This window comes from Streptomyces sp. TG1A-8 (assembly GCF_030499535.1).
Lineage (GTDB): Bacteria > Actinomycetota > Actinomycetes > Streptomycetales > Streptomycetaceae > Streptomyces.
Window position 1 is genome coordinate 4,877,398 of sequence record NZ_JASTLB010000001.1, and the last position, 23,975, is coordinate 4,901,372.

17 protein-coding genes and 3 tRNA genes are annotated in these 23,975 nt (G+C 74.4%); 9 read left to right on the top strand and 11 right to left on the bottom strand.

Features of this window, described 5'->3' with window-relative positions; translation table 11 throughout:
* Window positions 1-76: 76 nt before the first annotated feature.
* The 3 genes from nirD to QQY24_RS21350 are packed head-to-tail and all read right to left on the bottom strand — an operon-like array spanning window position 77 to window position 4,259.
* A complete protein-coding gene (gene nirD, locus QQY24_RS21340) occupies window positions 77-427 on the bottom strand; it encodes a nitrite reductase small subunit NirD (protein ID WP_301974309.1) in 351 nt (116 codons plus the stop codon).
* Complete coding sequence (nirB, locus tag QQY24_RS21345; RefSeq protein WP_301974310.1) at window positions 427-3,045, bottom strand: nitrite reductase large subunit NirB; 2,619 nt, start codon at window positions 3,043-3,045, stop codon at window positions 427-429. The genes nirD and nirB overlap by 1 nt, the downstream gene beginning before the upstream one ends.
* Complete coding sequence (locus QQY24_RS21350; protein ID WP_301974311.1) at window positions 3,045-4,259, bottom strand: NAD(P)/FAD-dependent oxidoreductase; 1,215 nt, start codon at window positions 4,257-4,259, stop codon at window positions 3,045-3,047. Before QQY24_RS21350 ends, nirB begins: the two co-directional genes overlap by 1 nt.
* A gap of 152 nt (window positions 4,260-4,411) precedes the next feature.
* Here QQY24_RS21350 and QQY24_RS21355 point away from each other — a divergent pair, with 152 nt between their 5' ends.
* Window positions 4,412-5,194 (top strand): TSUP family transporter, encoded by a 783-nt coding sequence (locus QQY24_RS21355; RefSeq protein WP_301974312.1) that lies wholly within the window; start codon window positions 4,412-4,414, stop codon window positions 5,192-5,194.
* A gap of 113 nt (window positions 5,195-5,307) precedes the next feature.
* On the opposite strand, the gene QQY24_RS21360 is transcribed toward QQY24_RS21355, so the two are convergent.
* From QQY24_RS21360 to QQY24_RS21375, 4 genes are all read right to left on the bottom strand, one after another.
* The gene (locus tag QQY24_RS21360; RefSeq protein ID WP_301974313.1) at window positions 5,308-5,928 is read right to left on the bottom strand and encodes a class F sortase; all 621 of its coding nucleotides are present in this window, start codon (window positions 5,926-5,928) and stop codon (window positions 5,308-5,310) included.
* A 192-nt stretch (window positions 5,929-6,120) separates the two neighbouring features.
* On the bottom strand, window positions 6,121-6,642 hold the full coding sequence (locus QQY24_RS21365) for a hypothetical protein (protein WP_301974314.1): 522 nt from the start codon (window positions 6,640-6,642) through the stop codon (window positions 6,121-6,123).
* 690 nt (window positions 6,643-7,332) lie between these two features.
* Entirely contained in the window at window positions 7,333-9,516 is a 2,184-nt protein-coding gene (locus tag QQY24_RS21370; protein ID WP_301974315.1) for a molybdopterin oxidoreductase family protein, read from the bottom strand.
* A 103-nt stretch (window positions 9,517-9,619) separates the two neighbouring features.
* Complete coding sequence (locus tag QQY24_RS21375) at window positions 9,620-10,297, bottom strand: vancomycin high temperature exclusion protein (protein ID WP_301974316.1); 678 nt, start codon at window positions 10,295-10,297, stop codon at window positions 9,620-9,622.
* A gap of 153 nt (window positions 10,298-10,450) precedes the next feature.
* Here QQY24_RS21375 and QQY24_RS21380 point away from each other — a divergent pair, with 153 nt between their 5' ends.
* The 5 genes from QQY24_RS21380 to QQY24_RS21400 all read left to right on the top strand — a co-directional run bounded on the left by QQY24_RS21380 (window position 10,451) and on the right by QQY24_RS21400 (window position 17,495).
* Entirely contained in the window at window positions 10,451-11,269 is an 819-nt protein-coding gene (locus QQY24_RS21380) for a sirohydrochlorin chelatase (RefSeq protein ID WP_301974317.1), read from the top strand.
* Window positions 11,270-11,440: 171 nt separating this feature from the next.
* Window positions 11,441-12,715 (top strand): deoxyguanosinetriphosphate triphosphohydrolase, encoded by a 1,275-nt coding sequence (locus QQY24_RS21385; RefSeq protein WP_301974318.1) that lies wholly within the window; start codon window positions 11,441-11,443, stop codon window positions 12,713-12,715.
* A 103-nt stretch (window positions 12,716-12,818) separates the two neighbouring features.
* Window positions 12,819-14,084, top strand: a complete 1,266-nt coding sequence (locus QQY24_RS21390; protein ID WP_301974319.1) for an NAD(P)/FAD-dependent oxidoreductase — start codon at window positions 12,819-12,821, stop codon at window positions 14,082-14,084.
* A gap of 46 nt (window positions 14,085-14,130) precedes the next feature.
* Window positions 14,131-16,050 (top strand): DNA primase, encoded by a 1,920-nt coding sequence (gene dnaG / locus QQY24_RS21395; protein WP_301974320.1) that lies wholly within the window; start codon window positions 14,131-14,133, stop codon window positions 16,048-16,050.
* Between the two features lie 263 nt (window positions 16,051-16,313).
* Window positions 16,314-17,495, top strand: a complete 1,182-nt coding sequence (locus tag QQY24_RS21400) for an RNA polymerase sigma factor (RefSeq protein WP_301974321.1) — start codon at window positions 16,314-16,316, stop codon at window positions 17,493-17,495.
* Window positions 17,496-17,530: 35 nt separating this feature from the next.
* On the opposite strand, the gene QQY24_RS21405 is transcribed toward QQY24_RS21400, so the two are convergent.
* The 4 genes from QQY24_RS21405 to QQY24_RS21420 form a co-directional block, all read right to left on the bottom strand.
* On the bottom strand, window positions 17,531-19,459 hold the full coding sequence (locus QQY24_RS21405; RefSeq protein WP_301974322.1) for an ABC transporter ATP-binding protein: 1,929 nt from the start codon (window positions 19,457-19,459) through the stop codon (window positions 17,531-17,533).
* Entirely contained in the window at window positions 19,459-21,192 is a 1,734-nt protein-coding gene (locus QQY24_RS21410; protein ID WP_301974323.1) for an ABC transporter ATP-binding protein, read from the bottom strand. Before QQY24_RS21410 ends, QQY24_RS21405 begins: the two co-directional genes overlap by 1 nt.
* 207 nt (window positions 21,193-21,399) lie before the next feature.
* A complete protein-coding gene (locus QQY24_RS21415) occupies window positions 21,400-22,854 on the bottom strand; it encodes an FGGY-family carbohydrate kinase (protein WP_301974324.1) in 1,455 nt (484 codons plus the stop codon).
* Window positions 22,855-22,951: 97 nt separating this feature from the next.
* Window positions 22,952-23,257, bottom strand: a complete 306-nt coding sequence (locus QQY24_RS21420) for a YtxH domain-containing protein (protein WP_301974325.1) — start codon at window positions 23,255-23,257, stop codon at window positions 22,952-22,954.
* 159 nt (window positions 23,258-23,416) lie between these two features.
* On the opposite strand from QQY24_RS21420, the gene QQY24_RS21425 reads away from it, so the two are divergent.
* The 3 genes from QQY24_RS21425 to QQY24_RS21435 all read left to right on the top strand — a co-directional run bounded on the left by QQY24_RS21425 (window position 23,417) and on the right by QQY24_RS21435 (window position 23,821).
* A tRNA-Asn gene (locus tag QQY24_RS21425) sits at window positions 23,417-23,489 on the top strand.
* A gap of 6 nt (window positions 23,490-23,495) precedes the next feature.
* Window positions 23,496-23,568: transfer RNA gene (locus tag QQY24_RS21430), tRNA-Asn, on the top strand.
* Between the two features lie 176 nt (window positions 23,569-23,744).
* Window positions 23,745-23,821: transfer RNA gene (locus QQY24_RS21435), tRNA-Ile, on the top strand.
* Window positions 23,822-23,975 lie beyond the last annotated feature (154 nt).

Genomic DNA, 23,975 nt, shown 5'->3' on the forward strand with positions numbered 1-23,975 from the left:
CCGGCCCGCGGGCCGGCAGGATCCGGACGAAGGACCCCGGGTCCGGCGCCGGCCGGGCCCGGGGGGCGCGTGCCCGCTACCGCGCGCGCACCCGGTAGGCCGCCACCCGCACCGACGGGTCGTCCAGGCACTGCCCGGTCTCCAGGTCGAAGCGCTGCTTCAGCAGCGGGGACGCCACGAACGGGCGGCCCCGGTGGGTGCCGATCAGACCGCGGGACAGGACCGCCGCACCGCTGAACGGATCGCGGTTGTCGATGCCGTACAGACGGCCCGTCCGGTCGCGGAAGAGCGCCACCTGACGGCCGTCCGGCAGCAGGGCGGCCACCCCGCGGCCCGGCAGCAGCGCGCCGGCCCCGCACACCGGCAGCCAGTCGTCCGCCAGCCGGAGTTCCACCTTCAGGTTGGTCGTCTCAAGGGTCTGGGTCATCACGGGGCGCTTCCTTCCAAAACGTCGTCGGCGGGCCGCGAGCCGAGGGACAGCAGCGGCAGGTCGGGCTTGATCTGGTCGCGCTCGGGGACGAAGGCGACGACCGGGTCGGGGGTGTCCGGGGCGTTGACGAAGGACATGAACCGGGCCAGCCGCTCGGGGTCCTCGACGGTCTGCGCCCACTCGTCCCGGTAGTGGGAGACGTGCGCCCGCATGAGCCGCTCCAGTTCGTCGCAGATGCCGAGCGAGTCGTGCACCACCACGTCCCGCACGTGGTCCAGGCCGCCCGGGATCCGCTCCAGCCACGCCGAGGTGCGCTCCAGGCGGTCGGCGGTGCGGATGTAGAACATCAGGAACCGGTCGATCAGCCGGACCAGTTCCGCGTCGGACAGGTCCTGCGCCAGCAGGTCGGCGTGGCGCGGGGTGGCGCCGCCGTTGCCGCCGACGTACAGGTTCCAGCCCTGGGAGGTGGCGATCACGCCGAAGTCCTTCGACCGGGCCTCCGCGCACTCGCGGGCGCAGCCGGAGACCCCCGACTTGAGCTTGTGCGGGGACCTGAGCCCCCGGTAGCGCAGCTCCAGGTCGATCGCCATGCGCACGGAGTCCTGGACGCCGTAGCGGCACCAGGTCCGCCCCACGCACGACTTCACCGTGCGCAGCGCCTTGCCGTAGGCGTGCCCGGACTCGAAGCCGGCGTCCACCAGCCGCGCCCAGATCAGCGGCAGCTGCTCCACCCGGGCGCCGAACATGTCGATCCGCTGACCGCCGGTGATCTTCGTGTAGAGCCCGAAGTCCCGGGCGATCTCCCCGATGACGATCAGCTTCTCCGGCGCGATCTCCCCGCCGGGGATGCGCGGCACGACCGAGTACGAGCCGTTCCTCTGCAGGTTGGCGAGGAAGTGGTCGTTGGTGTCCTGCAGGGCCGCCTGCTCGCCGTCCAGCACGTAGCCGCTCGCGCCGATCGCCGGGGCGAGGGAGGCGATGATCGAGGCGACGGCCGGCTTGCAGGTCTCGCAGCCGTCGCCGCCCCGGGCGCCCTCGCGGCCGTGGTGGTCCAGCAGTTCCCGGTACGAGGTGACGCGCAGGGCGAGGACGATCTCGTACAGCTCCTCGCGGGTCTGGGAGAAGCAGCCGCACAGGCCCCTGTCGACCTCGACGCCGCCGGCCTCCAGCTCGGCGGTGACGAGCTGTTCCAGCACCTTGACGCAGCTCCCGCAGCCGGTGCCGGCCTTGGTGCACTTCTTCACCTCGGGCACGGTGGTGCACCGGTGCTCCGTCACCGCGCCGCGGACCGTGCCCTTGCTGACGTTGTGGCAGGAGCAGACGACGGCGTCGTCCGGCAGCGCGGCCGGGCCCAGCCGTTCGCCCGGGCCGGCCCCGGCCGGCAGCACCAGCGACTCCGGTGCGACGGGCGGCACCGAGCCGGTGAGCGCGCGCAGGGTGCCGTACTGCTCCGCGTCACCGACCAGGACGCCGCCGAGCAGCGTGCCGTCCCGGGCGATGACCAGCTTCTTGTACAGGCCCGCGCGGGAGTCGGAGTAGACGACGTCCAGGCAGCCCTCGGCGGTGCCGTGCGCGTCGCCGAAGGAGGCCACGTCGACGCCGAGCAGCTTCAGCTTGGTGGAGAGGTCGGCGCCGGTGAAGGACGCCTCGTCGGCGGCGATGGTGGCCGCCGCGGTCTCCGCCTGCTCGTAGCCGGGGGCGACCAGGCCGTACACCCGGCCGTCCGCCGCCAGCGCGCACTCGCCGATCGCGAACACGTGCGGGTCGCCGACGGTGCGGCACTGCTCGTCGACGGTGATGCCGCCGCGCTCGCCGACCGTGAGACCGCAGTCGCGGGCCAACTGGTCGCGCGGGCGGACGCCGGCGCTGAACACCACCATGTCCACCGCGAGTTCGGACCCGTCGGACAGCCTCATGCCGGTGACGGCCCCGTCGGCGCCGGTGACGATCTCCTGCGTTCCCGTACCGGTGTGGACGCGCAGGCCCATGCCCTCCACGGTCCGCAGCAGCGCCGCGCCACCGCCCCCGTCCACCTGCGCCGGCATCAGGCGCGGCGCGAACTCCACGATGTGGGTGGCCAGTCCGAGGCCCTTGAGGGCACCGGCGGCCTCCAGGCCCAGCAGGCCGCCGCCGACGACCGCGCCCACCCGGGCCCGTGACGTCGCGTACTCCTCGATGGCGAGCAGGTCCTCGATGGTCCGGTAGACGAAGCAGCCCTCGGCGTCCCGGCCCGGCACCGGCGGCACGAACGGGTAGGAGCCGGTCGCCAGCACGAGGACGTCGTAGCCGACGGTGAGCCCCGAGCGCGCGGTGACCCGGCGGGCCGCCCGGTCGACGCCCACCGCCGGGTCGCCGAGGTGCAGCTCGATGCCGTGCTCCGCGAGGAACGCGGGGTCCGTCAGGGACAGGTCCCCCGGGGTCCGGCCGGAGAAGTACGAGGTGAGCTGGACGCGGTCGTAGGCCGGACGCGGCTCCTCGCACAGCACGACCACGCGGTGCGTGGCGGTCAGGCCGCGCCGGGCGAGCGCTTCGAGGAAGCGCTGGCCGACCATGCCGTGGCCGACGAGCACGATCGTGGGGCGGGGCCGGTCCCCGGCGGGTGCGGTCGTGGACATCAGGAGCCTCCGTGGTGGGTGAGCAGGTGCAGCGGGGGGCCGTCGCCGGGCAGCGGCTCCGCCCCCTCCCAGGCGCGGGCCAGGGCGCCGACGGTGCCGAGTTCGCCGACGAGGACCCCGCCGACCAGGCGGTCGTCGCGGACGACGACCTTGCGGTAGGTGCCCCGGGTGGCGTCGGCGAGCCGCACGACGTCGTCGCCGGGCCGGGCCTCGGTCTCCCCGAACGCGGCGAGGTCGAAGGGGGAGTCCGGGCCGGCCAGGGTCAGCCGGGTCAGGGAACGGGTGCCGGTGTAGCGGGCGGCGGTGCCGCCGGTGAGCAGCGCGGCGAGGACGTCCGCCTGGTCGAGCGCGGGGGCGGCGAGGCCGTAGACCGTGCCGTTGTGCTCGGCGCAGTCGCCGATGGCGCGGACGTGCGGGTCGCTGGTGCGCAGTGCGTCGTCGACCAGGACGCCCCGGCCGACGGCGAGGCCGGCCCGCTCGGCGAGGCCGGTGCGCGGACGCACCCCGCAGGAGAGGACCACGAGGTCGGCGTCCAGGGCGTAGCCGTCGGCCAGCTCCACCGAGCGGACCGCCCCGCCGGGGCAGCGCACGTCCCGCACCCGGCACTCGGTGTGCACCTCCACGCCGAGCGACGTCAGGTGCCGCAGCACCAGCCGGGAGGCGTCCGGGTCGAGCTGGCGCTCCATGAGCCGCTCGGACTGCTGGGCGAGGACCACCTGCGCGCCGCGCGCGGCCAGCGCGCGGGCCGCGGACACCCCGAGCAGGCCACCGCCGACGACGACCGCCCGCACGCCCGGGCGCACCGCCTTGGACAGGCCCAGGCAGTCGTCCATCGTGCGGAACGCGTGCACGCCCTCGGGGAGCCGGTGCCCGGAGGCGAACAGGCCGCGCAGCGGCGGCAGCACGGGATTGGAGCCGGTGGCCAGGACCAGCGTTCCGTAGCCGATCGGCGGGCCGTCGGCCAGCGTGACGGTCCGCGCGGCCCGGTCGATGCCGGTGACCCGGCCCCGGACCAGCCCGGCGGGCGCCGGCAGGGCGATCACCTCCGGGGCGTACCGCCCGGCCAGCACCTCGGCGAGCAGGACCCGGTTGTACGGCCGGTGCTCCTCCTCGCCGACGAGCAGGGCGGGCGTGCCCAGCTCCGCGAGCCGCCGGGCGAGCCGTATGCCCGCGAGGCCGGCGCCGATCACCACCACACGCGTGTCCAAGGTCATGCGACCGAGCGTGCTGCGTGGACATTACCCGGCCGCATCACCGCTGTTTCCCGCGGGGAACGCTGCCCTCAGCAGGGGAGGGCCGGGGGTGTGAGGGCGCCGCGCGAAGAGGAAGTGGACGGCGCGGGCCTCCCCTCCCTAGGGTCGCGATCATGCCCGACATACCGCTGACCGTCGTAGCCCTGCTGTGCCTGGCCGCCCTCGCGGCCGGGTGGATCGACGCGGTGGTCGGCGGGGGCGGACTGCTGCTCCTGCCGACGCTGCTGCTCGGCCTGCCGTCGGCGACACCGGCCGCGTACGCGCTGGGCACCAACAAGGCGGTCGCCATCGTCGGCACGGCGGGTGCGGCGGTGACGTACACCCGCAGGGCGCCGGTGGACGTCCGCACCGCCGTGCGGATCGGCCTCGCCGCCGTGGCCGGCTCCTCGACGGGCGCCTTCTTCGCGGCCGGCATGAGCACGGACGTCCTCAAGCCGGTGATCATGGTGGTGCTGCTCGCGGTCGCCGCCTTCGTGATCCTGCGCCCCGCCTTCGGCACGGCCCCCGCGACCGGTCCCGCCGGCCGCCGCCGGATCCTCGCCGCGATCGGCCTCGCGGGCCTCGGCATCGGCTTCTACGACGGCCTGGTCGGCCCCGGCACCGGCACCTTCCTCGTCCTGGCCCTCACCGCCGTCCTCCACCTCGACCTGGTCACCGCCTCCGCCACCGCCAAGATCGTCAACTGCTGCACCAACGCGGGCGCCCTCGCGACGTTCGCCTGGCAGGGCACGGTGCTGTGGCGGCTGGCGGCCGTGATGGCCCTCTTCAACCTCGCGGGCGGCACCCTGGGCGCGCGCACCGCGCTGAAGAAGGGCAGCGGCTTCGTCCGGATCGTGCTGCTGACGGTGGTGTTCGCCCTGGTGGCGAACCTGGCGTACGAGCAGTGGGTGGCCTAGGACCCGTCGTCCGGGCGGGAACGGGTGCCGCAACGCCGGGGGCGGCCCGCCGGCCGCCGGGCGGGGAGACGGTCGCGCCGGGCCGCCTCCTTTCCCAGCGGGTGCCGCCCCCTTCAGCGGCTGCCCGTCAGGTGGGCGAACACCACCACGTTGCCCTGGTAGCCGGTCGTCCGGGAGTAGCCGCCTCCGCAGGTGATGACCCGCAGCTCGGGGCGGCGTGCGGCGCCGTACACCTTGTCGTCGGGGAAGTCGCGGGCCGCGTACACCTCCACCGCGTCCACGGTGAACACGGCCACGGTGCCGTCCCGGCGGTCCACCTCGACGCCCGCGCCGCGCTTGAGGGCGCCGAGGCCGTAGAAGACGGCCGGGCCCTCCTCGTTGTCGACGTGGCCCGCGACGATCGCGGTGCCCGTCTCGCCGGGCATGGTGCCGGACTCGTACCAGCCGGCCAGGTTCTTCTGCTCCACGGGCGGCACGTCCAGGCTGCCGGCGGCGGTGAGCGCGAGGCCCATCAGGGGGGCGTCCACCCGGATCGCGGGGATGCGGATGCGGGTGGGCGGTGACGGCGGCAGCGCGGGCAGGGTGCCCCCCCCTCCGCCCGGCTCGGGCCGGCCCTCGGCGGCCGGCGGCTGCGGCGGCGCGTGCGTCCCGGTGCCACCGCCGAGCAGCCACACCCCGGATCCGAGGGCGACGACGGTGACGGCGGCTATCGCGGTGTCCCCGATCCTGCGCATGCGAACCCCTCTCCCGGAGCCGGGCCGCCGGCGCGGCGGGCGTCCTGTGCGGCGGGTCTCCACGACGGCGGCGGCCCCCGTGGGCGGTCCTCCGCAGGGGACGGCCCCTTCCCCCTCCGGGCCACGAGGGGCATCGGACCCGGAGGGGGCGGGACGTGCGGTACCGGCGGGACGGACAGCGGAGGATGCCCGTCAGATCCCGTCGCCTCTCGCCCGGCGATGCAGGAGCCAGGTACCGCCCGCGGCGGCGACGGCCAGTGCCGCCACACCCGCCGCGGTCTGCACGGGGTCGGGGCCGAGTGCGCCGCCGACCCCCGTCTTCAGGCTGCCCCGCGGCTGCACCTGTCCGTGCGCCGCGTTCAGCGCGACCATCAGGTCGCCCTTCAACTGCCGGTCCCCCTCGGCACAGCGGGCGACGATCTCGTACGTCCCCGGCTGCGCGCTCGGCGGCACCCGGAACTGGCCGACCGCCTCGCCCTTGTGCGTGCTGGGCGCCAGCGCGAAGGTCCCGGCGCCGACCGCGCCCGCGTCCCCGAGCGCCGTGCCCCGCTGCCCGCACCCCGCCGTGTTCACGGTGACCTGGCTGCCCGGCACCGCGGTGAACGGGTACACCGACAGGCTCCCGGGGTCGCCGCCGTACGCGGGCGCGGCGGCCAGGGCGGCCGTGACCGCGGTGAACGCGGTTCCGGTCAGCAGGCGGGCGGTGCGGCGCATGATGCTCCCCGGAGCTTGTCCGACTCGTGCATTCGACTCGTCCAGGGGGCGCGCCCCTGCTCTACCGAGATAAGTGGCACTTCGGCCCGGCCGCCTCCTGAGGTGGCGTCAGGAACGCGCCGAACGGGTGGTGTCCACGGCCCCCACACGGCCCAGCGGCCCCGGATTCCGGCAGGTCACGGGCGGGCACCGGGACATGGGAGAGGAAAGTATGAAAAACGCACGAATGGAGCGGCCGATGTCGGTGAACGGGTGACCGCAGAGCGCCCTCCGCCCCGCCGGGCGGAGGGCGCCCCCGTGCCGGAGGGGAACCCGCGTCGCCGCCCGCAGCGCCGCGTGCGTGCGCGGACGTGCCCGGGCACCGGGAAGCCGAGCGCCTCCGGGGTCCGCCGCACCGGCGTGTTGTGCTCGTGGCCGCCGTGGCCGCCGTGCCCGTCGCGCACCGGTTCGGCCGTCGGGCCGGCCGGAGCGGGGAGGGGGCGTGCGGCGCAGGGGGCCGGGGTTCCCGAAGGGGACGCGCTGGGTGTGCGCCAGGCGCACGCCCCGCAGGTCGCGGGGCCGGCCCGCCTGCCGTCCCCGGCCGGTGCGCCGCGGGCGGGCGCCGGGGCCGAACCGTCCGGTGCCGTCGGGCGGGCCGCGAACCCGCGCGGGCCCCGGCGGCACCCGCCGCGTCCCGGGGACGGCGCCGGGCTACTCCCGGGGTCCCAGCGCCTCCACCCGCACCGCGCACACCTTGAACTCGGGCATCCCCGACACCGGGTCGAGCGCCGGGTTGGTGAGGGTGTTGGCGCGGCCCTCGCCCGGCCAGTGGAACGGCATGAAGACCGTGTCCGGGCGGATGGTGCCGGTGATCCGGGCGGGCGCCACCGCCCGGCCCCGCCGGGAGACCACCGCGACCCGGTCGCCCTCGGCCGCCCCGAGCCGGGCCGCGAGCCGCGGGTGCAGCTCCACGAACGGGCCGGGCGCGGCGGCGTTCAGCTCCGCCACCCGCCGGGTCTGCGCACCCGACTGGTACTGCGCCACCACCCGGCCGGTGGTCAGCAGCAGCGGATACTCCGCGTCCGGCTCCTCCGCGCCGGCCCGGTGCGTCACGGCGGCGAACCGGGCCCGCCCGTCCTCGGTGGCGAACCGGTCCAGGAAGAGGCGGGGCGTGCCGGGGTGGACGGTGCCGGCGCCCGCGGGCGGGCCACCGCCCTCGTCCGCCCCGTCCGCCCCGTCCGCCCCGTCCGCCCGGGCCGGTCCGTCCGGCCGGGCGCCGGCGGGGGCGGGCGCGGGGCACGGCCAGAAGACGCCGTTCCCCTCGCGCAGCCGCCGGTAGCTGATCCCGGAGTAGTCCGCCGGGCCGCCCGCGCTCGCCCGGCGCAGCTCCTCGAAGACCTCCTCGGGATCGGTCGGGAAACCCTTGTCCACACCGAGGCGCGCCGCCAGCCCGTGCAGCACCTCCAGGTCGCTGCGGACCCCGGGGGGCGGGTCGACCGCCCGCCGGCGCAGCAGCACCCTGCCCTCCAGGCTGGTCGTCGTGCCCGTCTCCTCCGCCCACTGGGTGACCGGCAGCACCACGTCCGCCAGTTCCGCCGTCTCCGACAGGACGACGTCGGCCACCGCCAGGAAGTCCAGCGAGCGCAGCCGCTGCTCGACGTGCGCGGCGCGCGGCGCGGAGACGACCGGGTTGGAGCCCATCAGCAGCAGCGCCCGGACGTCCCCGCCGAGGGCGTCCAGCAGCTCGTAGGCGCTGCGCCCGGGACCGGGCAGGCTGTCCGGGTCCACCCCCCACACCTCGGCCACGTGCCGTCGCGCCGCCGGGTCGTCCAGCTTGCGGTAGCCGGGCAACTGGTCGGCCTTCTGGCCGTGTTCGCGCCCGCCCTGCCCGTTGCCCTGCCCGGTCAGGCAGCCGTACCCGGACAGCGGGCGGCCCGCGCGGCCCGTCGCCAGGCACAGGTTGATCCACGCGCCCACCGTGTCGGTGCCCTTGGCCTGCTGCTCCGGTCCGCGCGCGGTGAGCACCATCGCGGCCTCGGGCTCGCAGAACATCCGTACCGCTTCCCGCAGCAGGGGGACGGGCACGCCGGTGATCCGCTCCACGTACTCCGGCCAGTGCGCCATCGCGGCGGCCCGCGCCTCCTCCCAGCCGGTGGTCCGCTCGCGGATGTACTCCTCGTCGGTGCGGCCCTCGGCCACCACCAGGTGCAGCAGCCCCAGGGCGAGGGCGAGATCGGTGCCGGGCCGGGGTGCCAGGTGCAGGTCGGCCTGCTCGGCGGTCCTCGTGCGGCGCGGGTCGACCACGACCAGCGTGCCGCCGTTGTCCCGCAGTTCGCCGAAGAACCGCAGCGAGGGGGGCATGGTCTCGGCGAGGTTGGAGCCGACGAGGATCACGCACCCCGTCCTCGGGACGTCCTCCAGCGGGAACGGCAGCCCCCGGTCCAGGCCGAACGCCCTCGTGCCGCCGGCCGCCGCCGACGACATGCAGAAGCGGCCGTTGTAGTCGATCTGCGAGGTGCCGAGCACCACCCGCGCGAACTTGCCGAGCGCGTACGCCTTCTCGTTCGTCAGCCCGCCCCCGCCGAACACCCCCAGCGCGTCGGCGCCGCGCTCGGCGCGGACCGACGACAGCGCCCCGGCGATCCGGTCCAGCGCCTCGTCCCAGCTCGCGGGTTCCAGCGTGCCGCCGGGGGAGCGGACCAGCGGTGAGGTGAGCCGCACCGCCGGGGACAGCACCTCGGCGGCCGTGCGGCCCTTGCCGCACAGCGCGCCCCGGTTCACCGGGAAGCCGGTCCGTCCGCTCACCTCGACGCCTCCCCGCGGCAGGGGCGTGACGTCCATCCCGCACTGCAGGGCGCAGTACGGGCAGTGCGTGGGTGTCGGGGCGGTTTCCATGCGGCCCAGCGTGCGCCGGCCGTGTTACGGCCCGTGCCCGCTCCCGGTTACGCGGTCGGGAAGCCCGCCTCCCCGCGCCGCCCCCGCCACCGTGAGGTCGCGTTCACCGCCCCGCGGCGAGCGCCCGCGCCACCCCCGGCTCCTTCGGGCCGAGGAAGCGCGGATCCGGCCGCAGCACCGCGTCCAGCACCGCCTTGCCCGCCGCGAACACCTCCCGGGCGCCGCCGTAGTACCAGGTCAGGTCGTGTGCGGCGGGAACCCCCACGCCGTACGGGTCCACCCCCGCCGCCTCGCACAGCGCCACCGCCCGCCGGATGTGGAAGCCCTGGCTGATCAGCACCGCCCGGTCCACCCCGAAGATCCGCCTGGCCCGCGCGCAGGAGTCCCAGGTGTCGAAGCCGGCGTAGTCGACGACGATCCGCGCGTCCGGCACGCCCTGCTTCCTCAGGTACGCGCGCATGGCGTCCGGCTCGTCGTAGTCCTCGCGGCTGTTGTCCCCGGTGACCAGCACGACCCTGATCCGGCCCGCCCGGTACAGCCGCGCCGCCGCGTCCAGCCGGTGCGCGAGGTACGGCGACGGCTCCCCGTCCCACAGGCCGGCCCCGAAGACGACGGCCACCTCGGTGCGCGGCACGTCGGCCGGCGTCCGCAGCCGGTCCGCCGTCGACACGAACAGCCAGGTGGCCGGCAGCAGCGCCAGCACGCAGCCGGCCATCACCCCCTGCACCAGCCGCCGCCACCCCCGGCGGGTCCGCGGCAGCCCCGGTCGACGGATCCCCATACGCCCCCCTCGCTCGCTTCCGGCCGGGTGAAGGACGCGCGGGACGGCGCCCCGGTTCACCTCACACCGGACACCGGCACGGGGTGAAGGCGCCGTAAAGACCCGTGACGGCCCGGCAACGGCGGCGCAACGCGGCGCCGTCAGGATCCTGCCATGACGGCGCCGAACCCCTTGCCCGACGAGCCCCGCGTCCACCCCGGCGGCACGGCACCCCTCGCGGACGGCGGCAGCGGCCGGCCCGGGGCCGGACCGCCCGCCCTCGTCCTGGTCGCCCACGGCAGCCGCGACCCGCGCGCGCTGGACACCGTACGGGCGCTGCGGGACCGCGTCCGCGCACTGCGCCCGGCACTCCCCGTCCGCCTGGGCCACATCGAACTGAACGAGCCGCTGCTCCCCGACACCCTCGCCTCCCTCGGCGACCACCCGGCCGTCCTGGTGCCGCTGCTGTTCGGGCGCGGCCACCATGTCAAGCGGGACATCCCCGAGATGGCCGCCGCCGCGTCCGCCCGCACCCGCGTGGCCGCCCCGCTCGGCCCGCACCCGCTGCTCGCGGAGGCCCTGTGCGCCCGCCTCACCGAGTCCGGCTGGCGCACCGCCATGGACGACACGACCCGCCGCGCCAGCGCGGTCGTCCTCGCCGCGGCCGGCTCCCGGGACCCCGACTCGGCCGCGGACACCCGCCGCACGGCCCGTCTCCTGGCCGGCCGCCTGGGCGTCCCGGTCGTCCCCGCCTACGCCTCGGCGGCCGCCCCGACGGTCCGGGCGGCACTGCGGGAACTGGCCGCCCGCGGCCGGCACAGGGTGGCGGTGGCCTCCTGCTTCACGGCACCGGGACGCTTCGCGGCCCAGTGCGCGCAGCAGGCGCCCTGGATCGCCTCGGCTCCCCTGGGCGCCCATCCGGCGATGGTCCGCCTGGTCCTGCACCGCTACGACCGGACGCGGGCGGCGGCACCGCGACCGGCGCCGGCCTAGGACCTCCCGTCCGGATCCCGCCGGGCCCGCGGGGTCCGGCCCGGTCCGAACGGAAGACCCGAACGGAAGACCCGGGCGGCGGGGCAGGGCGGCGGGACCGGGCGGCGGCCGCACGGCCGGGGCCGCCCCCGGCGCCACCCCGCTGTCACAGCCGCCCCGTACTGTCGACCCATGGAAGGCACCGCACCCCACGCGCCCTACGACCCGGCGTCGGTCGACCGCTGGGCACCCGAACCCGACAAGCGCCCGGGCCGCACCGCCTTCCAGCGCGACCGCGCCCGCGTCCTGCACTCCGCGGCCCTGCGGCGCCTGGCCGGCAAGACCCAGGTGGTGACCCCGGGGACGCGCAGCCTGGCCTGGGACGCCAGCCCCCGCACCCGCCTCACCCACTCCCTGGAGTGCGCCCAGGTCGGCCGGGAGCTGGGCGCGGCCCTCGGCTGCGACCCCGACCTGGTCGAAGCGGCCTGCCTCTCCCACGACCTCGGCCACCCGCCCTTCGGGCACAACGGCGAACAGGCCCTGAACGAGTTCGCCGACGACTGCGGCGGCTTCGAGGGCAACGCCCAGTCCCTGCGCCTCCTCACCCGCCTCGAACCCAAGCGCTTCACGCCCGGGGGCTCCGTGGGCCTCAACCTCACCCGCGCCGCCCTCGACGCCGCCACGAAGTACCCCTGGCCGCGCGGCGCCCACCCCGCCGACCCGGCGTCCTCGAAGTTCGGCGTGTACGACGACGACCGCCCGGTGTTCGACTGGGTCCGCGAGGGCGCCCCCGGCACCCGCACCTGCTTCGAGGCCCAGGTCATGGACTGGGCGGACGACGTCGCCTACTCGGTGCACGACGTCGAGGACGCCCTGCACGCCGGCCACGTCGACCCCGGCTGCCTGCACGCCGAGCCCGAGCGGCGGGCGGTGTTCGAGGCGGCCGCCGGCCGGTACGTCCCGGCGGGGACCGACCCGGCCGAACTCGCCGCCGCCCTCGACCGGCTCCAGGCCCAGGAGTGGTGGCCGCACCGCTACGACGGCACCGCGGCCGCCCAGGCCCGTCTGAAGGACGCCACCAGCCAGCTCATCGGCCGCTTCTGCCTGGCCGCCGAGGCCGCCACCCGGGCCGCCCACGGCGGTGGCCGGCTCACCCGCTACGCCGCCGAACTCGTCGTACCCCGCGAGGTCCGCATGGAGTGCGCGGTGCTCAAGGCGGTCGCCCACCGGTACGTGATGCAGCGGGCCGAGCAGGAACTGCTGCGCGCCGAGCAGCGGGTGGTCGTGGCCGGACTGGCGCGGGCGCTCACCGACCGCGCCCCGGACGGCCTCGACCCGCAGTTCCGGGCACTGTTCGACGAGGCGCCCGACGACCACACGCGCAAGCGGGTGATCGTCGACCAGATCGCCTGCCTCACCGACGCCTCCGCGCGCTCGCTGCACGCGAGACTGACGGGACACATGTGAACGGAATGTGACCCAAGTGGCCTGATCGGGTCACTCCCCCTTCCCGCGGCACGCCGCGTGCGGGACGCTCGCATGTGGCGGCAACCTGACGAGGAGGCATCAAGTGGTCGACGCGGATCAGACATTCGTCATCGTCGGAGGCGGTCTCGCCGGTGCGAAGGCGGCCGAGGCGCTCCGGGCGGAGGGCTTCACCGGCCGGGTGATACTGATCTGCGACGAACGGGACCACCCCTACGAGCGCCCGCCGCTGTCCAAGGGCTACCTGCTCGGCAAGGAGGGACGCGACAGCGTCTTCGTGCACGAGCCGGCCTGGTACGCCCGCAACGACGTCGAACTGCACCTCGGCCAGACCGTCGACGCGATCGACCGGACCGCGAGGACCGTCCGCTTCGGCGACGACGGCACCCTCGTCCACTACGACAAGCTCCTGCTCGCCACCGGTGCCGAGCCGCGCCGCCTCGATGTCCCCGGCACCGGCCTGGCGGGCGTCCACCACCTGCGCCGCCTCGCCCACGCCGAGCGCCTCAAGGGCGTCCTCGCCGCCCTCGGCCGCGACAACGGGCACATCGTGATCGCCGGCGCGGGCTGGATCGGCCTGGAGGTCGCGGCGGCGGCCCGCGAGTACGGCGCCGAGGTCACCGTGATCGAGCCCGAGCCGGCCCCGCTGCACGGCGCCCTCGGCCCCGAGCTGGGCAACGTCTTCGCCGAACTGCACCGCGCGCACGGGGTCCGCTTCCACTTCGGGGTCCGGCTCACCGAGATCATCGGCCAGGACGGCGTGGTCCTCGCGGCCCGCACCGACGACGGCGAGGAGCACCCCGCGCACGACGTGCTGGCGGCCATCGGCGCGGTCCCGCGCACGGGCCTGGCCGAGGCGGCCGGGCTGGAGCTGGCCGACCGCGCGCACGGGGGCGGCATCGCGGTGGACGCCCGGCTGCGGACCTCCGACCCGGACATCCACGCGGCCGGTGACGTGGTGTCCTTCCCGCACGCCCTGGCCGGCACCCGGCTGCGGGTGGAGCACTGGGCGAACGCCCTGAACAGCGGCCCGGCGGCGGCCCGCGCGATGCTCGGCAGGGACGTCACCTACGACCGCGTGCCCTACTTCTTCACCGACCAGTACGACCTGGGCATGGAGTACAGCGGATGGGCGCCGCCGGGGTCGTACGACGAGGTGGTGATCCGCGGGGACGCCGGGAAGCGGGAGTTCATCGCCTTCTGGGTGAAGGAGGGACGCGTGCTGGCCGGGATGAACGTGAACGTGTGGGACGTCACAGAGCCGATCCAGCGGCTCATCCGGTCCCGGGCCCACGTCGACACCGAGGCGCTCGCGGACCCGCGCGTACCGCTCGGCAGCCTCGTCCCCTGACGGCGGCGGGCACCGCCGCCGTTCCCCGCCCCCGTAGAATCCACGCGTGGCAGGACGGATCAACGACGACGACGTGAAGGCGGTACGGGACGCGGTCCCGATCGACGCCGTGGTCTCCGAGTACCTCCAGCTGCGCAACGCCGGTGGCGGCAACCTCAAGGGACTGTGCCCCTTCCACGACGAGAAGTCGCCGTCCTTCCAGGTCAGCCCCGGCAAGGGACTCTTCCACTGCTTCGGCTGCCAGGAGGGCGGCGACACCATCACGTTCGTGATGAAGATCGACCACCTCACCTTCTCCGAGGCGGTCGAGCGCCTCGCCGCCCAGGCCGGCATCACCCTGCGCTACGAGGAGGGCGGCTACAACCCCGCCCACCAGCGCGGCGAACGCATCCGCCTGGTCGAGGCGCACAAGATCGCCGCCGAGTGGTACGCCGAACAGCTCGCCACCGGCCCCGAGGCCGAGGCCGGCCGGGTCTTCCTCGCCGAACGCGGCTTCGACCAGGCCGCCGCCCTCCACTTCGGCGTCGGCTACAGCCCCCAGGGCTGGGACCACCTCACCCGCTACCTGCGCGGCAGGGGCTTCACCGACAAGGAGCTGGTCCTCTCTGGCCTGTCCCAGGAGGGCCGCCGCGGCCCCATCGACCGGTTCAGGGGCCGGCTGATGTGGCCCATCCGGGACATCGGCGGCGAGGTCGTCGGCTTCGGCGCCCGCAAGCTGTACGAGGCGGACAACGGCCCCAAGTACCTGAACACGCCCGATACGGCGATCTACAAGAAGTCCCACGTCCTCTACGGCATCGACCTCGCCAAGCAGCACATCGCCAAGACCAGCCGGGCCGTCGTCGTCGAGGGCTACACCGACGTGATGGCCTGTCACCTGGCCGGCGTGACCACGGCCATCGCCACCTGCGGCACCGCCTTCGGCGGCGACCACATCAAGATCCTGCGCCGGCTCCTCATGGACAACGGCTCGGCCCGCGTGATCTTCACCTTCGACGGCGACGCGGCCGGCCAGAAGGCGGCCCTGCGCGCCTTCGAGGACGACCAGAAGTTCGCCGCGGAGACCTACATCGCCATCGCGCCCGACGGCATGGACCCGTGCGACCTCAGGCTCGCCAAGGGCGACGAGGCGGTGGCCGACCTGGTCGAACCCCGCACCCCCCTGTTCGAGTTCGCGCTGCGGCAGGTCGTCGGCCGCTACGACCTCGACACCCCCGCCGGCCGCGCCGCCGCCCTGGACGAGGCCGCCCCCATCGTCGCCCGCATCAAGAACAGCGGTGCCCAGCACGAGGTCGCCGTCGAGCTGGCCGGCATGCTCGGCATCCTCGACACCCAGTTCGTGGTCAAGCGGGTGGCGCAGCTGGCCCGCTGGGCCCGCGAGCGCGGCGGCAGCGGCGGCAGGGGCGGCCCGCAGCAGCGGCCCCCCGGGCCCCGGCAGCAGTGGGACGCCGGTCCCCGCCCGGCCGGCCCCTCCGGCCCCGCCCTCACCCTGCGCAACCCCGTCTACGCCGCCGAACGCGAGCTGCTCAAACTCGCCCTGCAACGGCCCGAACTGGTCTCCCCGGCCTTCGACGCCTACGGCGTGGACGAGTTCACCGCCCCGCCCTACGCCGCCGTGCGCCGGACCATCGCGGAGGCGGGCGGTGCCGAGTACGGCGTCCCCGACCCGCAGGAGTACCTGGTCCGGGTCCGCGAGGCAGCCCCCGACGACGCCGTCCGCGCCATGGTCACCGAGCTGGCCGTCGAGCCGATCCTGCGCCGCACCGTGGACGAGACCTACGCCGGCACGGTCCTGGTGCAGATCCGCCGCCGCGCCGTGGAGCGCCGCATCCACGACATCCAGTCCCAGCTGACCCGCCTGTCCACCGGCGGCGACCCGGCCCAGCTGGCCGCCGTGCAGAACGAGATGTGGGTCCTCCAGCAGTACGACCAGGCACTGCGCGAACGCGGGGCCACCGCCCTCTAGGCCCTGTCGTCCGCCTCCCGCCGTCCCCCCGGAGGGCGGGTCGGGCGGGAGGCCGGCGGCGGAGCCCGGACGCCGTCCCCCGGGACCACCGCGCCGTCACGGTCCGGATGCAAAAAGTCACCGCACGCCCCTCGTGGCAGGGACATGTCGTACTCCACACTGGAGGGCGGTGCCGAGTCCTCGGAGCGCAGGCCGCCGACTCCCCGCTCCGAAGTACCGCTGCGGCCCGTGCCGAGCAGCGATCACCCTGGAGGTCGCCCCCCGTGCAGCCCCGGACCCTCACCCAGACCGACAGCACCACCAGCACCGACAGCACCGGCAGCGCCACCGTGGACGTGCCGGACGCCGAGCGCGACGGCCTGCCGGCCGGGGCCCCGCGCAGCCGCGCCCCCCACCCCGCGCGGACGCTCCCCGCGGCGGACCCCGCGCGGTCCCCGGAACCATCCGCCGAGGCGCCGGCGGAGGAGGCCGACGACCCCGACGCGCCGCAGGAGGCCGACGTCCCGGCGGCGGCCCCGGCCGCCGGCGCCGCCGGCCCCTCCTCGGACCTGTTCCGCCAGTACCTGCGCGAGATCGGCCGCATCCCGCTGCTCACCGCGGCCGAGGAGGTGGAACTGGCCCGCCGGGTCGAGGCCGGGCTGTTCGCCGAGGAGAAACTGAGCACCGCGCCCGACCTGGACGGCCGGCTCGCGCTGGACCTGGACCGGCTCGTCGTCAGGGGCCGGATGGCCAAGCGCCGCCTCATCGAGGCCAACCTGCGGCTCGTCGTGTCCGTGGCCAAGAGGTACGTCGGCCGGGGCCTGACCATGCTCGACCTGGTCCAGGAGGGGAACCTCGGGCTCATCCGGGCCGTGGAGAAGTTCGACTACGCCCGCGGCTACAAGTTCTCCACCTACGCCACCTGGTGGATCCGGCAGGCCATGTCCCGCGCCCTGGCCGACCAGGCCCGCACCATCCGCGTCCCCGTGCACGTCGTGGAACTCATCAACCGCGTCGTCCGCGTCCAGCGGCGCATGCTGCAGGAGCGGGGCTGCGAACCCAGGCCCGAGGAGGTCGCCGCCCACCTGGACCTGCCGCCCGAACGGGTCAGGGAGGTGCTGCGGCTCGCCCAGGAACCGGTGTCCCTGCACGCCCCGGTCGGCGAGGAGGACGACGTGGCCCTCGGCGACCTCATCGAGGACGGCGACGCGGCGAGCCCCGTGGAGTCGGCCGCCTTCCTGTTGCTGCGCGAGCACCTGGAGGCCGTGCTGTCCACGCTCGGCGAACGCGAGCGCAAGGTCGTCCAGCTCCGCTACGGCCTGGCCGACGGCCGCCCCCGCACCCTGGAGGAGATAGGCCGCCTCTTCGGGGTCACGCGGGAACGGATACGGCAGATCGAGTCCAAGACCCTCAGCAGGCTCCGGGACCACGCCTTCGCCGACCAGCTGCGCGGCTACCTCGACTGAGCGGGGCCGCTCACGCGCGTGAGCGGCCCCCGGCCTCAGTCCACCTCGGCCACCGCCTGCGCGAACTGGGCCTGGTACAGCCGGGCGTACGCCCCGCCCGCCGCCAGCAGCTCGGTGTGCGCGCCCTGTTCCACGATCGACCCGTTCTCCATCACCAGGATCGTGTCCGCGTCCCGGATCGTCGACAGCCGGTGCGCGATGACGAACGACGTGCGCCCGTCGGCGAGTTTGGCCATCGCCTTCTGGATCAGCACCTCGGTACGGGTGTCGACGGAACTCGTCGCCTCGTCCAGCACCAGGATCACCGGCTCGGACAGGAACGCCCGCGCGATCGTGATGAGCTGCTTCTCCCCGGCGCTGACCCCCGAGCCCTCGTCGTCGATCACGGTGTCGTAGCCCTCGGGGAGCGTACGGATGAACCGGTCCGCGTGGGCCGCCCGCGCCGCCTCCTCGATCTCGCCCCGGGTGACCTCGCGCGAGGCCCCGTAGGCGATGTTGTCCGCGATGGTGCCGCCGAACAGCCAGGTGTCCTGGAGCACCATGCCGATCGCGGCCCGCAGGTCGTCCCGGGACATCCGCCGGACGTCCACGCCGTCCAGGGTGATCCGCCCGCCGGAGACGTCGTAGAACCGCATCAGCAGGTTGACCAGCGTGGTCTTGCCCGCACCCGTCGGGCCGACGATCGCCACCGTCTGCCCGGGCCGCACCACCAGCGACAGGTCCTCGATCAGCGGCTTGTCCGGGTCGTACCGGAAGGACACGTGCTCCAGCTCCACCCGCCCGCGCAGCTCGGCCGGCCGCTCGCCCGGCACCGGGTCCGCCTCCTGCTCCTCGGCGTCGAGCAGTTCGAAGACCCGCTCGGCCGAGGCGACGCCGGACTGCACCAGGTTGGCCATCGACGCGACCTGCGTGAGCGGCGTCGAGAACTGCCGGGAGTACTGGATGAACGCCTGCACGTCACCGATGGACAGCGCGCCCGAGGCGACCCGCAGCCCGCCGACCACGGCCACCAGCACGTAGTTGAGGTTCGACACGAACATCATCAGCGGCTGCATGACGCCGCTGTTGAACTGCGCCCGGAACGCCGCCTCGTACAGGGCCTCGTTCTGCTCGGCGAACTGCCGCGCCGACTCCTCCTGCCGTCCGAACACCTTCACCAGGGTGTGCCCGGTGTACATCTCCTCGACGTGCGCGTTCAGCTTGCCGGTGGAGCGCCACTGCTGCACGAAGTGCGGCTGCGACCGCTTGCCGACCCGGGTCGCGACCACGAACGACAGCGGCACGGTCACCAGCGCGACCAGCGCCAGGACCCAGGAGACGTAGAACATCATCGCGAGCACGCCGATGATGGTCAGCAGCGAGTTGATCAGCTGGCCCATCGACTGCTGGAGCGTCTGCCCGATGTTGTCGATGTCGTTGGTCGCCCGGGAGAGCACCTCGCCGCGCTGGCGCCGGTCGAAGTACGACAGCGGCAGCCGCGACAGCTTCGACTGCACGTCCTCCCGCAGCCGGTACATCGTGCGGTTCACGGTCCGGTTGACCATCCGCGTCGCCACCGCCATCAGCACACCGGCCACCAGGAACGTGCACAGCGCCAGCAGCAGCACGTGACCGACGGCGCCGAAGTCGATGCCCTCGCCCGGCGTGAAGTCGGTGCCCCTGAGCATGTCCGCGACGGAGCCCTGGCCCCGGGCGCGCAAGGAGTCGAGCACCTGCTCCTTGCTCGCCCCGGCCGGCGTCCGCCGGCCGATGATCCCGGCGAACACCAGGTCGGTGGCCCGGCCGAGGATCTTCGGGCCGATCACGTTCAGCGCCACGCTGAGGACCACGCACAGCAGCAGGGCGCAGATCGTGACCCGTTCGGGGGCGAACCGGGTGACGAGCCGCTTGCCCGACCCCTTGAAGTCCATCGAGCGCTGGTCCGGCCCGCCCCCGGCCATCATGCGTCCCATGGGCCCGGCCATCAGGCGGCCTCCGCTTCCGTCAGCTGGGAGAGCACGATCTCCCGGTAGGTCTCGTTGCCCGCCATGAGCTCGTGGTGCCGGCCGCTGCCGACCACCCGTCCCTCGTCCAGCACGATGATCCGGTCGGCGTCCCGGATGGTCGCCACCCGCTGCGCGACGATGACGACGGTCGCCTCGGCCGTCTCCCGGGCGAGCGCCGCGCGCAGCAGGGCGTCCGTCTTGTAGTCGAGCGCGGAGAAGGAGTCGTCGAAGAGGTAGATCTCCGGGCGCTGCACCAGCGTGCGGGCGATGGCGAGGCGCTGGCGCTGACCGCCGGACACGTTCGTGCCGCCCTGCGCGATCGGCGCGTCCAGGCCGCCCTCCAGCGCCGACACGAAGTCCTTGGCCTGCGCGACCTCCAGGGCGTGCCACAGCTCCTCGTCGGTGGCGTCCGGGTTGCCGTAGCGCAGGTTGGTGGCGACCGTGCCCGCGAACAGGTACGGCTTCTGCGGCACCAGCCCGACCGTTTCGGCCAGCAGCCTCCGGTCGAGCTCCCGGACGTCGACGCCGTCCACCAGCACCTGGCCCTCGGTGGCGTCGAACAGCCGCGGCACCAGACCGAGCAGCGTCGACTTGCCGCTGCCGGTCGAGCCGATCACGGCGGTCGTCTCGCCCGGCCGGGCCACCAGCTCGACGGACTTCAGCACCGGCTCCTCGGCGCCCGGGTAGCGGAAGCCCGCCCCGCGGACCTCCAGGTGCCCGTGCCGGCGCAGCGCGGTGACCGGTGCCACCGGGGGCACCACGCTGGAGTCGGTGTCCAGCACCTCCTCGATGCGCTCGGCGCACACCTCGGCGCGCGGCACCATCATGAACATGAAGGTGGCCATCATCACCGACATGACGATCTGCATCAGGTAGGAGAGGAACGCGGTCAGGTCGCCGATCTGCATCCCGCCGCTGTCGATGCGGTGCGCGCCGAACCAGACCACCGCGATGGAGGACAGGTTCACCACCGTCATGACCATCGGGAACATCAGCGCGAGCATCCGGCCGGTGGCCAGCTGCATCCGGGTCAGGTCACCGTTCGCCCGCCCGAACCGGCCCTGCTCGTAGGCGTCGCGGACGAAGGCGCGGATCACCCGGTTGCCGGTGATCTGCTCGCGCAGCACCCGGTTGACCGTGTCGAGCCGGACCTGCATGGACCGGAACAGCGGCCGCAGCCGGCGCACGATCAGCGTCACGCAGACGGCGAGCACGGGGACCACCGCGACCAGCACCCCGGACAGCGGCACGTCCAGGCCGAGGGCCAGCACGACCCCGCCCACGCACATGATGGGCGCCGACACCATCAGGGTGAACGACATCAGGGCCAGCATCTGGACCTGCTGGACGTCGTTCGTCGTACGGGTGATGAGCGTGGGCGCCCCGAAGTGACCGACCTCGCGGGCGGAGAAGGACTGCACACGGTCGAAGACGGCACCGCGCACGTCTCGCCCGAGCGCGGAGGCGGTCCGGGCGCCGAAGAACACGGCACCGATGTTGCACGCGACCTGGACCAGCGAGATGCCGACCATCAGGGCGCCGGAGGACAGGATGTAACCCGTGTCACCCTTCACCACGCCGTTGTCGATGATGTCCGCGTTGAGCGTGGGCAGGTAGAGGGTGGCGCAGGTCTGCAGGAACTGCAGCAGCACCAGGAGGGCGATGGGTTTCTTGTAGGGCCTGAGATAAGTGCGCAGGAGTCGTATGAGCACGCTGGGTCTCTCGGAGTCGGCGGTGGGGGCGGTCGGTGTGTGCCCCTGGCCCCCATCGTCGGGCACTCCACCCGCGTTACCCCAACCGATTAACCCAACAGGCGGGTTCCCCGAGCCGGGGGCGGAGCGTTCCCGGGAGCGGGGAGCGGGGAGCGGGGAGCGGGGAGCGCCGGCGGGCGACGGCCCGGCCGGCCGCGCGCCGGCGGGTCACGGGCGGAGCGCCCCCGGGTGGGTCTGCTCGCGCACGGACACGAACTGCTGGCGCACCGCCTGACCCACGGCCAGCTCGTCGCCGGGCTCCAGCACCTGCGCCGCCGCCCCCTGCCAGGCCGGCGGGGTGCGCGGGTCGAGCGTGCCCCGCGACACCCCGAGCGCCCAGGCCGCCTGCCGGGCGGCGCCGATCGCCGCGTAGTCGGCGGGCTGCGGCACGACGACCTGCGCGCCGAACAGCGCGGGCGCCGCCGCCTGTACGGCGGGCAGCTCCGCGGCCGGTCCGAGCAGGAAGATCCGCCGCACCTCCACGCCCCGTCCGCGCAGCACGTCGAGGGCGTCGGCTAGTCCGCACAGCATGCCCTCGAAAGCGGCCCGCGCCAGGTGTTCGGGCCGCATCGACTCGCGCCGCAGCCCGGCGAGGGTGCCCGCGGTGTGCGGCAGGTGCGGCGTGCGCTCGCCCTCCAGGTAGGGCAGCAGCACCAGCCCGTGCGCCCCCGGCGTGGACTTCATCGCCAGCTCGGAGAGGGTCTCCAGATCGGGCAGGCCGAGCAGTTCGCAGGTGCCGCGCAGGGTGCGCACGGCGTTGAGGGTGGTGACGACCGGCAGGTGCATCCCGGTGGCGTCGGCCAGCGAGGTGATCATCCCGGACTGGTCGGCGAGCGCCTCCGGGTGCACGGCCATCACCGAGCCCGAGGCCCCGAGCGAGACGACCGCGTCCCCCAGGCCGAGTCCCAGCCCGAACGCGGCGGCCATGGTCTCCCCGCTCCCGGCGGAGATCAGCAGGCCTTCCGGGGTCGTCCCGGCCGCGTCCGACGGGCCGATGACCTCCGGCAGCACCGCCTGGTGACCGAGGGCCAGTTCGATCAGGTCGGGCCGGTAGCCGCCGGTGGCGGCGGACCAGTACCCGGTGCCCGAGGCGCCCCCGCGGTCGGTGGTCCGCCGCACGGGCCGCCCGAGCAACTGCCACACCAGCCAGTCGTGGGCCTGCAGCAGCACGGCCGTGCGCAGCGCGTTCTCGGGTTCGTTCTTCGCGAGCCAGCGCAGCTTGGTGACGGGCTGCGCGGCCTGCGGCACACAGCCGACCGCCTGCGCCCAGGCCTCCCGGCCGCCGAGCGCGTCGACCAGGTCGGCCGCCGCCACCTGCGCCCGCTTGTCGCCGCCGACCAGCGCCGGGCGCACGGTGTTGCCCTGCGCGTCGAGCGGGACCAGCGCGTTCTGCTGGGCGGAGACGCCGATGGCCTGTACGCCCTCCAGCAGGCCGCCCCCGGCGGCCTCGCCGAGGGACAGCAGCCAGGCCTGCGGGTCCACGTCGCTCGGCCGTGAGGTGCCCTCCGGTGCCTCGACCGGATGGGGGGCGTACCCCTGGCGGAGCACCGCCCCGGTGTCCGTGTCACAGACCACGATGCGCGTGAAATCGGGCGAGCTGTCCAACCCGGCGACTATCCCCATGACCGGAATTCTGCCGTACCGCGACGGTTGCTCCGGCCGGGGGAGGCCCGCGCGCGGATCCCCCGTGCCGGCGGGCCCGGCACGGGGGACGCGATCGTCAGGTGGTGCTGGTGCCCCAGTCGTCCCCGCCCGCGCCGTTGACGTCGCGGTCCCGCAGCGAGCGCACCCGCTGGGCCACGGACTCCGGGACGCGGTCGCCCATCCTGTCGCTGACCGTGTGGAGCGCCTTGCCGGCGTACTGGCGGCCCTGCTGGGCGGCCGTCTCCGCGGTGTTCCGGACGGTGGGGTTCTGCGCGATCTGGCGCGCGGACTTCTTCAGCTGTTCGTAGCGCTCGCGACCGGCCCTCGTGCCGAGTACGTAACCGAGGGCCAGTCCGGCGACGAACGTGAGCCGGTAGCGCATGGCTGCCACCCTTTCCCTGTGTAGCTGTCTGGTGCGGCGTCGGCGCCGGGGGGTGCCGATTGGCGAAGCACCCCCCTGCTTGCGCTAATGTATGTGTCGCAGCGAGCGCCCGCCTTCTGGCGAATACCCAGGCGGGTAGGTTCGATGCAGACGAGGCGATCCTCCGTAGCTCAATTGGCAGAGCAGCCGGCTGTTAACCGGCAGGTTACTGGTTCGAGTCCAGTCGGGGGAGCTTCGGTCCTCCGTAGCTCAATTGGCAGAGCAGCCGGCTGTTAACCGGCAGGTTACTGGTTCGAGTCCAGTCGGGGGAGCACGCTGAACGAGGACCCCGAAGGGGTCCTTTTTCATGTGCCGGGGAACCGCGGCCGCGGCGCGCGCGGTCTCAGGTCGGGAAGCGGTGCGGAGGCCGACCAGCCGAAGCAGGAGATCGTATGAGCGGCTATGCTGCGGCAGACGGCGCGCACACATGTACGCGACACGCCGCTATGGGGCGGTAGCTCAGCCGGTTAGAGCAGCGGACTCATAATCCGTCGGCCGTGGGTTCGAGTCCCACCCGCCCCACCACGCGCTACGCGGGGAGAAGCCTTCCGACCAGCAACTTTAGTGGCTGGCGAGTGACCCGAGGGATGCTGGTGGCGCGCCTTCAAGGCATGTCCATGATCGGCAGGACGGAATCGGGACGTCGATTCCGGTCAAGCCGGATACAGGGTTCATGGGG

Excerpts from the sequence above, each read along its gene's own strand:
- QQY24_RS21365 (WP_301974314.1), bottom strand. The coding sequence starts at position 6,642 with ATGCGCCGCACCGCCCGCCTGCTGACCGGAACCGCGTTCACCGCGGTC.
- nirB (WP_301974310.1), bottom strand. The coding sequence starts at position 3,045 with ATGTCCACGACCGCACCCGCCGGGGACCGGCCCCGCCCCACGATCGTG.
- QQY24_RS21370 (WP_301974315.1), bottom strand. The coding sequence starts at position 9,516 with ATGGAAACCGCCCCGACACCCACGCACTGCCCGTACTGCGCCCTGCAG.
- QQY24_RS21405 (WP_301974322.1), bottom strand. The coding sequence starts at position 19,459 with ATGGCCGGGCCCATGGGACGCATGATGGCCGGGGGCGGGCCGGACCAG.
- QQY24_RS21350 (WP_301974311.1), bottom strand. The coding sequence starts at position 4,259 with ATGACCTTGGACACGCGTGTGGTGGTGATCGGCGCCGGCCTCGCGGGC.
- QQY24_RS21360 (WP_301974313.1), bottom strand. The coding sequence starts at position 5,928 with ATGCGCAGGATCGGGGACACCGCGATAGCCGCCGTCACCGTCGTCGCC.
- QQY24_RS21355 (WP_301974312.1), top strand. The coding sequence starts at position 4,412 with ATGCCCGACATACCGCTGACCGTCGTAGCCCTGCTGTGCCTGGCCGCC.
- QQY24_RS21385 (WP_301974318.1), top strand. The coding sequence starts at position 11,441 with ATGGAAGGCACCGCACCCCACGCGCCCTACGACCCGGCGTCGGTCGAC.
- QQY24_RS21415 (WP_301974324.1), bottom strand. The coding sequence starts at position 22,854 with ATGGGGATAGTCGCCGGGTTGGACAGCTCGCCCGATTTCACGCGCATC.
- QQY24_RS21375 (WP_301974316.1), bottom strand. The coding sequence starts at position 10,297 with ATGGGGATCCGTCGACCGGGGCTGCCGCGGACCCGCCGGGGGTGGCGG.
- QQY24_RS21420 (WP_301974325.1), bottom strand. The coding sequence starts at position 23,257 with ATGCGCTACCGGCTCACGTTCGTCGCCGGACTGGCCCTCGGTTACGTA.
- QQY24_RS21380 (WP_301974317.1), top strand. The coding sequence starts at position 10,451 with ATGACGGCGCCGAACCCCTTGCCCGACGAGCCCCGCGTCCACCCCGGC.
- nirD (WP_301974309.1), bottom strand. The coding sequence starts at position 427 with ATGACCCAGACCCTTGAGACGACCAACCTGAAGGTGGAACTCCGGCTG.